Origin of the sequence: Rubinisphaera margarita (assembly GCF_022267515.1) — a bacterium.
GTDB classification, from domain to species: domain Bacteria; phylum Planctomycetota; class Planctomycetia; order Planctomycetales; family Planctomycetaceae; genus Rubinisphaera; species Rubinisphaera margarita.
On record NZ_JAKFGB010000013.1, the window covers coordinates 61,268 to 74,326 of the forward strand.

Sequence of the window (13,059 nt, forward strand, 5' to 3'; positions counted from 1 at the left end):
TAAGCGAAGGCGGGGTTTCGTCTCGACGCACCGTGCCTCCCGTAACGGCAAGAGAGCCTCAACCAGGGTTGACTGGCGAAGACTGCGCTCTGATTTACTTCATCAAACCGCATTGACGCAGCAGGGCTGTCGGGTCTGGCTCGCGGCCGCGGAAGTCGCGGTAGATGTCCATCGGATGTCGGCTGCCCCCCTCAGAGAGGATCGTATCTCGGAAGCGCCGGCCGACTTCGGTAATGGCGTCGTCGTTGTCGAGCCCGGCTTCTTCAAACGCCGCAAACGCATCGGCAGACAGGACTTCCGCCCACTTGTAGCTGTAGTAGCCGGCCGCGTATCCGCCAGAGAAGATGTGCTGGAAGGAGCAGAGCATTCGGTCTTCGGGCAGCATCGGCATGATTGACGTCTTGTCCATCACCCGTTTCTGCACGTCGAAGATCGAGTTGTAGCCCTGCGGATCGAACTCGGTGTGCAGCAGCATGTCGGTCATGCCGAAGGTCAACTGCCGTAGAGTGTTCGAGCCGGCCCGGAAATGACGGGCTTTCACAATCTTGTTGAAGAGATCATCCGGCAGCGGTTCTCCGGTTTCCACATGTGCGGTCATGCCGATCAGCGTTGGCTTGTGATAGCACCAGTTTTCCATGAACTGGCTGGGGAGTTCGACGGCATCCCATTCGACGCCATTAATGCCGGCGACATCCGGTTCGTTGACGGTTGTCAGCATGTGCTGCAGGCCGTGGCCAAACTCGTGAAACAGCGTCTCGACTTCCCGGAAGGTCATCAGCGAGGGCTGATCGCCGATCGGAGGCGTGCAGTTACAGACCAGATGAGCGACCGGAACCTGCAGTCCGTCCTGGAGATGCCGCCGATTCAGGCAGACGTCCATCCACGCGCCGCCCCGCTTGTTCTCGGGTCGCGAGTACGGATCGTAGAAGAACCCGGCGATCGGCTCGTCGTTCTTGAAGACGGTGAAAAACCGGACGTCTTTATTCCAGAACGCGACATCCCCTTCGGTCTGACGGATCTGCACGTCGAAGAGCCGTTCGATCAACTGAAACAACCCATTGAGCACCCGCTCGTGCTGGAAATACTCACGGAGCGTTTCTTCGGTCACTTCGTACCGTTTCTCGCGGAGTCGTTCGGCCCAGAAGGCGATGTCCCAATGCTTGAGATCGCCGACGACGCCCTCGGCGTCTGCCATGACCTGCAGTTCGGAAAGGTCTTCTTTGGCCGGTTCAATTGAGTGCGTTCGCAGTGTTTCGAACATCTCGTTGACGGCACCGACGTTCTCGGCCATTTTCTCGGCGAGGCTGACTTCGGCGTAGTTCTCATAGCCGAGCAACCGGGCCTGTTCGCGACGCAGTTCGAGAATGCGATTGCAGAGTTGTGTGTTATCGAAGGAGCCGGACGAGGCCCGCGAAATATAAGCGAGATAGGTTTCCTTACGCAGTTCCGGATTGCGGCAGTGCTGCCAGAACGGCTGGACGATGGGAACTTCGAGTGTGATCCGCCACGGGCCGCTCTCGGCGGTGGACGCGGGATCTTCGGCTCCACGTGCCGCGTTGTGGGCCTGACTCGTCAGCTTCTTGAGGCTGGCCGGCCAACCTTCGGCATCTTTCGGATCGGTGACCGTGAGGTGATAGGCCTTAGTCGCATCGAGCACGTTGTTGGAGAACTTGTTAGACAACTGAGACAACTCGTGCGTCATCTCGTTGAAGCGTTCCTTCTGGTCAGCCGGCAGGGCGACACCGGAAAGCTCCGCGGAGAGGAGTCGCTGTTCAATGATTCGCTGACGGGTCGAACCGAGAGACTCCCAGTCCGCGGACTCGCGAATCGCCTTGAGTTCCCGATAGACCGGTTCACTCTGACTGACACGAATCCCGAACTTCACGACGTCCGGCAGGACCTTTTCGTAAGCCTCCCTCAGCTCGGGCGAGTTGTTCACACTGTTGAAGTGTCCGACCGGCTTCCAGGTCTGTTCGAAGAGACGGTCGATTCTGTGCAGCGGCCCAAACAGATCGTCCCAGCCGGGATGTTCGAGGGCTTCGACCTGATCGAAAAGTGCCGAGGCCTGTTCCAGCATGGCCTTCACGGCTGGTTCGACATGTTCGGCTCGAATATCGCTGTATCGCGGGAGGCCGGCAGCCTGCATCAGTGGATTTTCGGAGACCTGTTCCATCGTCGTTATCCTTCCCGATCAGCCATTCCGGCCGACCTCCATACCTTCAATTCGTTGTTCCGTCGTTCGATTCTTCGAGTGTGATGACTTCCGGACTTGCAGACAAGAGAGGGCTCAACTGCGAGTTTAAGAAGAAATCTGAATATGTTTTCGCTATTATTTAAGGAAATCTGCTTTCGGGAGCTCCGCGATCGAATAAGCTGCAGTTGATACACCCCTCATTTTTGTGCCCGCCCTCGGCCCGGTACTGTACCCAAAGGACGTCCTATGGCCCGCCTTCTCCCCCTTCTGCTGTCCGCCGCGTTTCTACTTCCACTGTTCGCTGGAACATCCCTGAAGGCTCAGCCAGCCGCTGAAGCTGATGCCGACGCCGGTGTGATCGTCGACTCGTCGATGCTGAAATTGCCGGAATTCGATCCTCAGGCTCCTCCCGAGGAAACCCTGAAGACTGTCGAAGGCCTCTGGCAGACCCGCATCGATGTCGAAACCCCAACTGAGGCCAACCTGCTGAAGGTGCGGGTGCTGGAACACATCATTAAAGGCGCCGAAGCGATTGTCGGCAACGACAAGGCGGAGGAAGAAGTTGCCCTGAAAGCGGTTCAGAACAAGATGGAAGCACTGGGCGTTCTCGCTCAGGCAGGGGATCCGGCGGCCACGCAGAAAGCCATCGCCATGGCTCGGGATCTGGCCGAAGACAAACGGCCGCTGCTGGCTCGTGAAGGTAAGCTCATCCTGCTCTCCAGCCGTCTGGCCGAACTGCAGACCATGGATGCCAAAGGACGACTCGCGTTTGTCGATGATCTGATGGGGCTGCTGAAGACCGCCAAGATCTCCGGCCGCGAAGTTCAAATTGCTTCGATCACCGCGGATATCCTCGAACAGCTCGGCGATCTCGAAGCGGCCCGGTCGCTCTACACCCAACTGGCTGAAGAAGCCGCGAAAGCCGATTCGCCGGAAACACGCGCTCGAGCCGAAGAGTTTGGGGGAGCCGCCCGTCGTCTGAGCCTTCCGGGTTCGGAAATCAAGATTTCTGGCGAGACGCTTGCCGGCGAGAAGTTCGATATCAAGAATCACCGCGGGAAAGTCGTGCTCGTCCAGTTCTGGGCGAGCTGGTGTGGGTACTGTCTGCAGGAGATGCCGAACATCAAGCAGATGTACAACACCTATCACGAAGACGGTTTTGAGGTGATCGGAGTCAATCTCGATGAATCGGCTGAACGTGCCTCAGCCATCGTGAGTGATATGAAACTTCCCTGGCCGAGTCTCTTCAGTAGCGACCCGACCGAACAGGGAATGGAAAACCCCAACGCCACGTTTTATGGCATCGCCAGCATCCCGCAGTGCATTCTCGTCGATCGGGAAGGCAAAGTGGTGACGCTGAATGCTCGTGGCGAAGAGCTGACCCGGCAGCTGGAACGTCTCTTCCTCGAGAACGCTCCGAAAACTCCGGAAACCACGGAAACGACTCCGTCTGATCCCGCTCCGTAGGTCGCTGTGCGGGTCCAGACGATTCCAGGGGGGAGCTTTCCAGGCTCCCCGTTTCACGACCATGTCCAGCTGCAGGTGAGGTCATGATGTGCTCGGATCGCTGTGCTTCGATCATCCTTCGATCATTGGTGCTGTTTTTTCTGACATTCGGTTCGATCGTCCACGCCGACGAACCCGCTGAACCCCAGCCGGAACAGCAGGGACCTTTCCCGCAACGATTTGACGCTCCTTCTCTCGAAGGAGGAAAAGGCTGGCTGAACACATCCGAGCCGCTGAACTGGGACGATCTCAAGGGCAAGGTCGTTCTGCTCGACTTCTGGACCTACTGCTGCATCAACTGCATTCACGTGCTGCCGGATCTGGAGTTCCTGGAAGAGAAATACGCCAACGAACTGGTCGTGATCGGCGTCCATTCGGCCAAGTTCGAGAACGAACAGGACACCGAAGCGATCCGGTCCGCCATCCAGCGGTACGAGATCAAGCACCCGGTGATCAACGACGCGGAGATGAAGATCTGGCGATCGTTCGGTTCGCGCAGCTGGCCGACGCTGGTCATTGTCGATCCGGAAGGCAAGTACATTGGATATGTTTCCGGCGAAGGGAATCGTGAAGTTCTCGACAACGTGATCGCCAAGCTCGTCGAATATCATCGCGAGAAGGGAACCCTGAACGAGAAGCCGCTGAAGTTTGATCTGGAACTGGCCAAAGTGCCGGAGACGCCGATCGAGTTTCCCGGCAAGATCCTCGCCGATCCTGAAAACAACTGGCTGTTCGTTTCGGACAGCAACCACAACCGGATCCTTGTGGGAAAGCTCGACGGTACCATCACCGATGTCGTCGGCAATGGCGAAGTCGGCCTGCAGGACGGCGACTACGCGACGGCCATGTTCGATCATCCGCAGGGAATGGAGCTGGTCGGGACGAAGCTGTATGTCGCCGATACCGAGAACCACGCGATCCGTGTCATCGATCTGGAGAAGAAGCAGGTCTCGACGCTGGCTGGAAATGGGAAGCAGGCCAGTTTTCGTTCGCCGGGCGGCAAGCTCTCGGAAGTCGCGTTGAACAGCCCCTGGGCGCTGACAGAACTGAACGGCATCCTCTATGTCGCGATGGCGGGTCCGCATCAGTTGTGGAAGCACGATCTCGGCTCGCCCACGATCGAAGTCTTCGCCGGCAGTGGACGGGAGGATATCGTCGACGGGTCGCTGACGAAGTCCGCTCTGGCCCAGCCATCGGGAATTACGACCGATGGAACGTCGCTGTTCTTTGTGGACAGTGAAGGCTCAGCGGTGCGCAAGGTCGACCTGGAAGGCCAGAAAGTCACCACGCTGGCGGGGCCCCGTGATTTGCCTCGCGGGCGGTCGCTGTTCGAATTCGGCGATATCGACAAGCCAGGTGAAGACGCCCGCTTTCAGCATCCGATTGGCCTGGTCTATCACAAGCAGAAGCTGTACATCGCTGACAGCTACAATCACAAGATTCGGACCGTCGATCTCGAAACTGGCGAAGTGTCGACGTTCCTAGGTACCGGCCAGGCAGGTCGCGAACTCGGAGCGATGCCGCAACTATCGGAGCCGTCTGGATTGTCCGTGGCCAACGACACGCTCTACATCGCCGATACAAACAATCACCGCATTCTCACGGTGAACCTCAAGACCCGCGAGGTCCGCGAGCTGAATCTCACTAGCATCAGCGACACGGGCAAGTGAGTTTTTGGCGGGTGATGTCGCTTCCGATGGCATCAATCAGCGCGGATCGATTCAATTCGGCGGGCTGGTGAGTATGATACAACTCGAAACCCATTCGAGTCCTGAACCAGCGAAGCCACGCCATGCTTTTTGAGATTGAAATCACCCCCCGGGAACCGTTTGTTGATCGTGAAGCCGGCCGCGTTGTCGGTGAAAGCGAGGGGCTCGGCTGCACGACCATCAGCGAGGTCGACACGGCTCGCGTGTTCCTCGTCGAAGGGGATCTCAATACCGAGCAGATCGAGTCGATCGAACGTCTGCTGGTCGATCCGGTCACCGAGACGGCACACATCACCCGTCTCGACGAGCACGACAGTCGTGCGGCTGCTGGCGATGGCCGGATGGAAATCAATGTCCTGTTCAAGCCAGGCATGACGGACAACGTGGCCTACAGCACGAAGCGCGAACTGCTCAGTCGTGATCTGCCTGTCACCGATGTGGCCACCTGCCGCCGTTACTGGTTCCCGAGCGATGCCAGTGCCCAGGACATTCAGCGAACTGTCTCGAAGGCTCTGGCGAACGACGCCATTGAGCGCGTGGTTCGCGGATCGCTCGACCTGAAGTCGATCGCACTGGGACAGGAAAAGCCGTTCAATCTGAAGATAATTCCGCTGGCCGGTCTCAGCGACGACGACCTGATGACGATCAGCCGAAACAATCTGCTGTCGCTCTCACTGGTCGAGATGAAAACCATTCAGCAACACTTCGCTGACCTGCAGCGGGATCCGACTGACATCGAACTGGAGACGGTCGCTCAAACGTGGAGCGAACACTGTTCCCACAAGACTCTCGCCGGCCGCATTCACTACACCGATGGCGAGCAGGATCTGCAGTTCGAGAACATGCTCAAGGAGACGATCTTCGCCGCCACGCAGGAACTGCGCAAGCGGTTCGGAGCCGACGACTGGTGCGTGAGCGTGTTCAAGGACAACGCCGGCATCGTCACCTTCAACGACGAATTCGACGCCTGCTTCAAAGTCGAAACGCACAACCGTCCCTCCGCTCTTGAACCTTACGGCGGAGCGAACACCGGGATTGGCGGCGTGATTCGCGATTGCCTCGGCACCGGACTGGGCGGACGGCCGGTCGCGAATACCGATGTGTTCTGCTTCGCGCCGCCGGAAACAAAGTACGAAGATCTTCCCCCCGGCGTGCTGCATCCCAAGACAGTTGCTCGTGGCGTCATTTCCGGCGTTCGTGACTACGGCAACCGGATGGGGATTCCGACCGTGAATGGAGCGGTTTATTTCGACGAACGATACATCGGTAATCCGCTGGTCTACTGTGGTAACGTGGCTCTGATTCCGGTTGGCAAGGCCGAGAAATGCGTGAAGCCCGGCCAGTACATTGTCGCCATCGGCGGCCGCACAGGACTCGATGGCATTCATGGTGCCACATTTTCTTCGGCTGTGCTGACGGACAAGAGCGAAGAAACCTCCGGCGGCGCTGTTCAGATCGGGAATGCCATCACCGAAAAGATGGTCGCGGATGCCATTCTGCGGGCTCGCGATCGGCAGCTATTCTCCGCGCTGACAGACTGCGGAGCAGGGGGCTTCAGCAGCGCGATTGGCGAGATGGGTGAAGAAACCGGAGCCGAGGTCTGGCTCGATCGGGCTCCGCTGAAGTATTCTGGCCTGTCGTACATGGAAATCTGGATTTCAGAAGCTCAGGAGCGGATGGTTCTGGCCGTGCCGCCGGAGAAGTGGGAAGAATTCGAGCAGGTCTGTGCCAGCGAAGGTGTCGAAGCGGTGATTCTTGGCAAGTTCACCGACACGAAACAGCTCGTCCTGAAGTACCGCGACGAAGTCGTCGGCGAGATGTCGATGGCCTTCCTCCATGATGGCCGCCCGCCGATTATTCGTGACGCCACCTACAGGATTCGTGAAGCCGAACCGATCTCCGTCCCTACGGGAGTGGACCTGAATCAGGATCTGCTCAGCATTCTGGGATCGCCGAACGTCTGCAGCAAAGAATGGATTATTCGCCAGTACGACCACGAAGTGCAGAGTAGTTCTGTCGTGAAGCCGCTGGTTGGTGTGCGGAACGATGGCCCCTCCGATGCCGCCGTGATTCAGCCGGACTTCGGTTCTGATCGCGGGCTGGTGATTTCCAACGGCATGAACCCGCGGCTCGGTGATCACGATCCTTACTGGATGGCGATCTCGGCTGTCGACGAAGCGATCCGCAACTGCGTGGCCGTCGGAGCCGATCCCGCGAAGATCGCCGTCCTGGACAACTTTTGCTGGGGCAATACCGATCGTCCGGAAACGCTCGGCTCACTCGTGCGGGCAGCGCTGGGTTGTAAAGACGCGGCTCTCCAGTACGGCACGCCCTTCATCAGCGGCAAGGACTCTCTCCACAACGAGTTCACCTACGAGAAAGACGGGTCCACTCAAGTGGTTTCCATCCCGTCATCGCTGCTCATCTCCGCTCTGGGACAGGTCGAACATGTTGAACATTGCGTGACCATGGACCTGAAGTCGCCGGGGAACCGCATTGCGATTGTCGGACAGACACGCGACGAACTCGGCGGCAGTCATTTCGCGATGATTCACGGTCTGAACGGAGGACAGGTGCCGACGGTTCACTTCGAGACTGCGAACCGGATTTTCACCGCGATGCATCAGGCGATTCGACAGCAACTGATCCGCAGTTGTCACGACCTCAGCGAAGGAGGCCTGGCCGTCGCCGCAGCCGAAATGGCGTTTGCAGGCGGCCTGGGCATGCAGCTCTCGCTGGCCGACGTGCCGCATGATTTCAGCGACAGTGACTCGGCCGACCTTCGTCTGCTGTTCTCGGAGAGCAACACGCGATTCCTCATCGAAGTGCCGGCTGGGGAAGTGGCGACCGTGGAATCGGTATTCGCCAATTCCCCATTCGCCTGGATCGGCGAAGTGACGGAGGCGACTTCCCTTGTGATCGAGAACGGTTCGGGGGCCCGGGTGATCGAGCAGGATCTCGCGACAATGAAAGCCGCCTGGCAGAAGCCGCTGGCGTGGGGATGATCGTCCCGGTCAAATCCCCAACTGTCGAGTGAGAGGGATTGCATTTGCCTGTACCGGGAGAGATCCTCGATCGAAGATGACCGTTACAGCCGCACCCTCACTGTCGTTGCGATCGTTACAGAGTGGCTGAACTGCCTGTTTCACCAAGCCCCCTGCCGAATTCGGTGGGAGGGGCATCGCGTGGTCGTATAATTGCGGCGACCACAAGTGATTCTGCATCGCGCCGACATTTTGTCGGATTGCCACTGAGAGACGAGGATTGACCCATGAAATTGACCGCTCCACTGACCCTGCTAATGGGCAGCCTGATTACGTTGACCGGCGCAGTCGCTGGTCCCATTTTGACGCCGCCCCCGACGACGTACTACGAAAGTACTCCGCCGGTGATGCAGGCACCGCCGAGCTACGAAGTCGCCCCGCTGCCGCCGACCGTGTCGCATGAGTCGATGTATGCTCCCGAGATCAACGAGTATCAGACGATCGTGCCTTACGTGCAGCAACCTGCTCGACTGGGGCCGGAGTTGTATCCAAATGTCGTCTACAAAGATGAACATCGCAAGCACCCGGCCGCGGTGCCGTATCTGGTCGAAGTCCCACTCTACAAGCCGATCCTGCCGCGTCGCAGGGCCAACTACTGTGGACCTGACTGTGCCCACGTGTTGATCTGCGTTCCGCCCTGCGACACTCCTCGAGTTCGTGTGACCCGACGTGGCCACAAGCTGCGATATGATTTCGGCAAGTTCGAAGTCGATGTCATCGTTTATCGAAACGGGCGAGTCGTCGTCGACTACGACTGCTGATCAGAAGCGAATCTCGTGCATAAGAAAAGGCCGCGTTGTCTGCATGACACGCGGCCTTTCTTCGTTCCGTTCCAGGTTGTCGCTTTACTGGCAACTACTCTTTGGAGGGCTTGCCGCCCTTCTTTGCGCCGCCTTCGGCTCGCTTTTCCATCATGGCTTTGATCTCGCTGACATCGATCCCACCGTTGCCGTCGGCATCAATTCGGTCGAAGTGAGTCTGCATGTTTTCCGGAGCTTCGCTCTTGGAAATGCTGCCGTTGCCATCGGCATCCAGTCGCTTCAGGAGACCTTCCGGATTAGGCCCCTGTCCGCTCCCTTTCGCACCATCGGGTTTTCCTTTGCCGCCCGGCCCCGCTCCCTGGCCGGGACGATTTTTCATTGCCGTGGCAAACTCTTGACGGGTGACCTGTCCGTTGCCATCGGCGTCCAGCTTATCGAAGTGGGCCTGCATGCGTTCAGGAACTTCAGACTTCGACAGTGAGCCGTTTCCGTCCTTGTCCATTCGCTCGAACATTTGTCCGGGCTCGCGTTGACCCGATTTTCCGCCGGGACCCGGCTTGCCCTTGCCAGCACCTTTAGCGCCCGGATTACCCGGACCAGCCAGTGCGATCGACGAAGCACAGCAGAGCGTGAGAGACAAAGCGCAGAGGGATGTCAGTTTCATGAAATGTTCTCCAACAGGGAATGCGAGAAGGAATCGCGAAGCAAGTGCAGGTGTGGGCTGCGATCGCGAGTGTCAGAGATCAAACACCGCAGATTGCTTGAAGTTCCTGCCCCGTTGGAAATATCGCGTCAGTTGAGCCGAAGTCGCTTGCGGGCGGCCACGAGTCCATCGAACAGCGCGTCGACCTCTTCGCGGGTGTTGTAGGCCGCGAAGCTGGCCCGGACGCTCGCCGAGATGCCCAGATGATCATGCAGTGGCATCGTGCAATGGTGGCCATGTCGAACGCAGACGCCATGTCGGTTCAGCAGGAAAGCAAGATCCTGCGGATGAGCTCCATCGACGGTAAAGGTAATGATCGCCCCTTTGTGCTCGGCGGCAGGGCCATAGACCGTCAACCCGGGAATGCCCTTCAGACGTTCCAGCCCATAGGTCAGCAGATCGAACTCGTGGGCACAAATCGCCTCAAGCCCGACAGACTGAACGAGTTCAACCGCGGGCCGCAAAGCGATGGCCTGCACGAATGGAATCGTTCCGGCTTCAAACTTCGCAGGCGGCTGCGCCCAGGTGGAATGATCCTGGAAGACGCGATCAATCATGTGTCCGCCGCCGAGCAGAGGCTCCATCATCTCCAGCAGATCGTGGCGTCCATACATCACGCCGACACCGGTGGGACCATAGAGCTTGTGTCCGGAGAACGTGAGAAAGTCGACTCCAGTGGAGCTGACGTCGATCTGTTCGTGCAAAATCGACTGAGCCGCATCGACAACGAATAGCGCACCGACCGCGTGGGCAGCCGCGGAGAGTTGCGGAAGATCGTTAATCGTTCCGAGCATGTTCGACATCCCGGTTACGCTGAAGATTTTCGTCTTCTCCGTCAGGTACTGCGGAAGCTGTTCCAGATCGAGACGGCCGTCTTCGGTGATCGGAAGAACGCGAACGATCGCGCCGGTCCGTTGAGCGACCATCTGCCACGGAACGATGTTGGCATGATGCTCCATCAGCGTAATGAGAATCTCGTCCCCTTCCTTGAGGATCGTGGAGCCGAGACCTTGAGCAATCACGTTGAGCGATGCGGTCGTGCCCGAGGTGAAAACAATTTCTTCCCTGCGATGGGCTCCGATGAAATTCCGAATCGTCTCCCGGCTCGCTTCCAGTTCGTCGTCGATTCGCTGTCCAAATTCGTACGCTCCGCGATAGGCGTTTGCGTAGAACTTCGTATAGACATCAACCGTGCGGTCGATCACCGATTGCGGCGTCTGAGCCGAGGCTCCGTTGTCGAGGTAGACGACCTTGCGGCCATGGTCGTCCTTCTGCTGCAGAATCGGAAACTGAGCACGGAACGCGGCGACATCGAGTGGCGTGTGTGTGGCTGTCATAACGTTTCCAATAGAGATAGAGCAGGCTCCCGCCTGCTGGGCGTGGATCGCACACCGGTCCCCTTCTTAACTCGAAGCGTGAGCGAGGGCTTGTCCGTCCGAGTCCCTCGCTGACGCCCCGGGTTGGGAGGTTGAGTCGTACGGGGAGTCGACCGTGGCGCTCCTGACATTGCCCCGCCTTGCCTCAGTCCGGTTACTCTTCAAGTCGAGCCAGTGCCGACTGGCGGATGCGGTTCACCATGCCGTTGAGGCCATTCTTTCGCTGGGGACTGAGATGACGATCGAGTCCGAGGCGATCGAAGACAGCGTGGATGTCCGTTTCCAGAATGTCCCGAGGTGTCCGCGACTGGAAGGCGGCCAGCAGAACGGCAATGAGTCCGTTAACGATCATCGCGTCGCTCTCTGCATGCAGATGCAGCTGGCGGGAGTCTTCGTCGTAGTCGGTCACCATCCAGACATTACTCTGACACCCGTGCACCCGATTGTGTTCGGTCTTCTCTTCCGCGGGCATGCGAGGAAGGTCGAGACCGAGGTCGATCAGGTACTCCATCTGCGCTTCGCTGTCGCCGAGGAAATCGAATTCGTCGTAGATTTCCTGGAGCGGCACGAGGTCGGAAGTGTCGTTGTTGGTCTTATCGATCATCACGCGGTTCAATCAACGGAAGTGGAGTAAGTCAGCAGGTTCCGGAGTTTGCGGCGGCTTCCTGTTCATTATTGCAGGATATCGAGCGTCGTCTTGGGGGGTTTGACAAAAAACTGCTTCGCGGCCTGCAGAGCCACTGCGGAAGCGACCGCTTCGAGCCGCTCGCGCGTGGCCGACTCTTCCGTAAACAGGCTTTTAATGCGGCTCTCGTCGCAGCGGATGCGAATATTGGCGTCGGTCGGAATCTCGCCCAGGAAGGGGATTCCCTTCTCTCTGGCCGTCTCTTCCGCTCCACCTCGACCGAAGATTTCTCCGCTCATGTTCTCGACCATTCCCAGAATCGGAATGTTCACTTTCTGATACATGCCAATCGCTTTCACGGCGTCGAGCAGTGCTACTTTCTGCGGCGTGCAGACAACCACGGCTCCGGCCAGCGACATCATCTGGGAGAGAGTCAGGGCCACGTCCCCGGTTCCGGGAGGCATGTCGACGATGAGATAATCGAGATCGCCCCAGTGTGTCTCCGAGACGAACTGTGTGAGCAACTTGTGAAGCATCGGTCCACGCCAGATGACTGCTTCTTCTTCCGGCACCAGAAAGCCGATCGACATCACTTTCAAACCGTCGTGTTCAACCGGATGGATGCGCTGGACGACGGAGCCGTCCTGATTGAGGTGCTCGCGAACCTCTGGCTTGCCGGTAGCGCCGGTCAGATGCGGAATACTCGGCCCGTAAACATCGGCGTCGAGCAGTCCAACGGTGGCTCCCAGTGAACGCAGACCGTAAGCCAGCGAAGCGGAAACCGTGCTCTTCCCGACGCCCCCTTTGCCGCTGCCGACCGCGATGACGTTCTTCGCCCGCAGTCCGACAGTTCCGCCCGACTGGGGTCCCTTCACATCGAGTTCACAGCTGACTTCGACGTTCTGCACGTCACCCTTCTTCAAATGTTCGGTAACGACTTCAGTCAGCTTCTCCTGCAGACCTGCGCCCGGAAAAGGAAGCACCAGTTCCACACGGGCGGTGCCATTTTCGATGGTGCACGAGCGAATCGCCTTCACGGCGTCGAGGGTGCGATCCAGGCCGGGGAACACGACCGATTTCAGGGAGTCGGGAATCTGGGAGCTCATCAGGAATCCGCTTTACAAAGTCATACTTCCGGGGT

Annotated in this window: 9 protein-coding genes; 4 read left to right on the top strand and 5 right to left on the bottom strand. The window is 58.5% G+C overall.

Annotated elements, in window-relative coordinates; translation table 11 throughout:
• Positions 1–94: 94 nt before the first annotated feature.
• Positions 95–2,173: a M3 family metallopeptidase gene (locus L1A08_RS12650; RefSeq protein WP_238756771.1), complete on the bottom strand. Its 2,079-nt coding sequence runs from the start codon at positions 2,171–2,173 to the stop codon at positions 95–97.
• A 267-nt stretch (positions 2,174–2,440) separates the two neighbouring features.
• Here L1A08_RS12650 and L1A08_RS12655 point away from each other — a divergent pair, with 267 nt between their 5' ends.
• The 4 genes from L1A08_RS12655 (at position 2,441) to L1A08_RS12670 (ending at position 9,214) form a co-directional block, all read left to right on the top strand.
• Entirely contained in the window at positions 2,441–3,661 is a 1,221-nt protein-coding gene (locus L1A08_RS12655; RefSeq protein WP_238756772.1) for a TlpA disulfide reductase family protein, read from the top strand.
• A gap of 83 nt (positions 3,662–3,744) precedes the next feature.
• Positions 3,745–5,370 (top strand): thioredoxin-like domain-containing protein, encoded by a 1,626-nt coding sequence (locus L1A08_RS12660; RefSeq protein WP_238756773.1) that lies wholly within the window; start codon positions 3,745–3,747, stop codon positions 5,368–5,370.
• A gap of 122 nt (positions 5,371–5,492) precedes the next feature.
• The gene (purL, locus tag L1A08_RS12665) at positions 5,493–8,414 is read left to right on the top strand and encodes a phosphoribosylformylglycinamidine synthase subunit PurL (protein WP_238756774.1); all 2,922 of its coding nucleotides are present in this window, start codon (positions 5,493–5,495) and stop codon (positions 8,412–8,414) included.
• A gap of 266 nt (positions 8,415–8,680) precedes the next feature.
• Positions 8,681–9,214 carry a hypothetical protein gene (locus L1A08_RS12670; protein ID WP_238756775.1) on the top strand — a complete coding sequence of 178 codons (534 nt, stop codon included), beginning with the start codon at positions 8,681–8,683 and terminating at the stop codon, positions 9,212–9,214.
• Positions 9,215–9,308: 94 nt separating this feature from the next.
• Here L1A08_RS12670 and L1A08_RS12675 read toward each other — a convergent pair whose 3' ends face one another.
• The 4 genes from L1A08_RS12675 to L1A08_RS12690 form a co-directional block, all read right to left on the bottom strand.
• On the bottom strand, positions 9,309–9,878 hold the full coding sequence (locus L1A08_RS12675; RefSeq protein ID WP_238756776.1) for an EF-hand domain-containing protein: 570 nt from the start codon (positions 9,876–9,878) through the stop codon (positions 9,309–9,311).
• A 128-nt stretch (positions 9,879–10,006) separates the two neighbouring features.
• Positions 10,007–11,254, bottom strand: a complete 1,248-nt coding sequence (locus L1A08_RS12680; RefSeq protein WP_238756777.1) for an aminotransferase class V-fold PLP-dependent enzyme — start codon at positions 11,252–11,254, stop codon at positions 10,007–10,009.
• A gap of 193 nt (positions 11,255–11,447) precedes the next feature.
• A complete protein-coding gene (locus L1A08_RS12685) occupies positions 11,448–11,897 on the bottom strand; it encodes a SufE family protein (RefSeq protein ID WP_238756778.1) in 450 nt (149 codons plus the stop codon).
• A gap of 68 nt (positions 11,898–11,965) precedes the next feature.
• Positions 11,966–13,024 carry an Mrp/NBP35 family ATP-binding protein gene (locus L1A08_RS12690; protein ID WP_238756779.1) on the bottom strand — a complete coding sequence of 353 codons (1,059 nt, stop codon included), beginning with the start codon at positions 13,022–13,024 and terminating at the stop codon, positions 11,966–11,968.
• Between the last annotated feature and the right edge of the window lie 35 nt (positions 13,025–13,059).

What these genes read in the sequence shown, in the direction of transcription:
- L1A08_RS12660 (WP_238756773.1), top strand. Translation starts at nt 3,745, where the DNA reads ATGATGTGCTCGGATCGCTGTGCTTCGATCATCCTTCGATCATTGGTG.
- L1A08_RS12670 (WP_238756775.1), top strand. Translation starts at nt 8,681, where the DNA reads ATGAAATTGACCGCTCCACTGACCCTGCTAATGGGCAGCCTGATTACG.
- L1A08_RS12675 (WP_238756776.1), bottom strand. Translation starts at nt 9,878, where the DNA reads ATGAAACTGACATCCCTCTGCGCTTTGTCTCTCACGCTCTGCTGTGCT.
- L1A08_RS12655 (WP_238756772.1), top strand. Translation starts at nt 2,441, where the DNA reads ATGGCCCGCCTTCTCCCCCTTCTGCTGTCCGCCGCGTTTCTACTTCCA.
- L1A08_RS12650 (WP_238756771.1), bottom strand. Translation starts at nt 2,173, where the DNA reads ATGGAACAGGTCTCCGAAAATCCACTGATGCAGGCTGCCGGCCTCCCG.
- L1A08_RS12685 (WP_238756778.1), bottom strand. Translation starts at nt 11,897, where the DNA reads ATGATCGATAAGACCAACAACGACACTTCCGACCTCGTGCCGCTCCAG.
- purL (WP_238756774.1), top strand. Translation starts at nt 5,493, where the DNA reads ATGCTTTTTGAGATTGAAATCACCCCCCGGGAACCGTTTGTTGATCGT.
- L1A08_RS12690 (WP_238756779.1), bottom strand. Translation starts at nt 13,024, where the DNA reads ATGAGCTCCCAGATTCCCGACTCCCTGAAATCGGTCGTGTTCCCCGGC.
- L1A08_RS12680 (WP_238756777.1), bottom strand. Translation starts at nt 11,254, where the DNA reads ATGACAGCCACACACACGCCACTCGATGTCGCCGCGTTCCGTGCTCAG.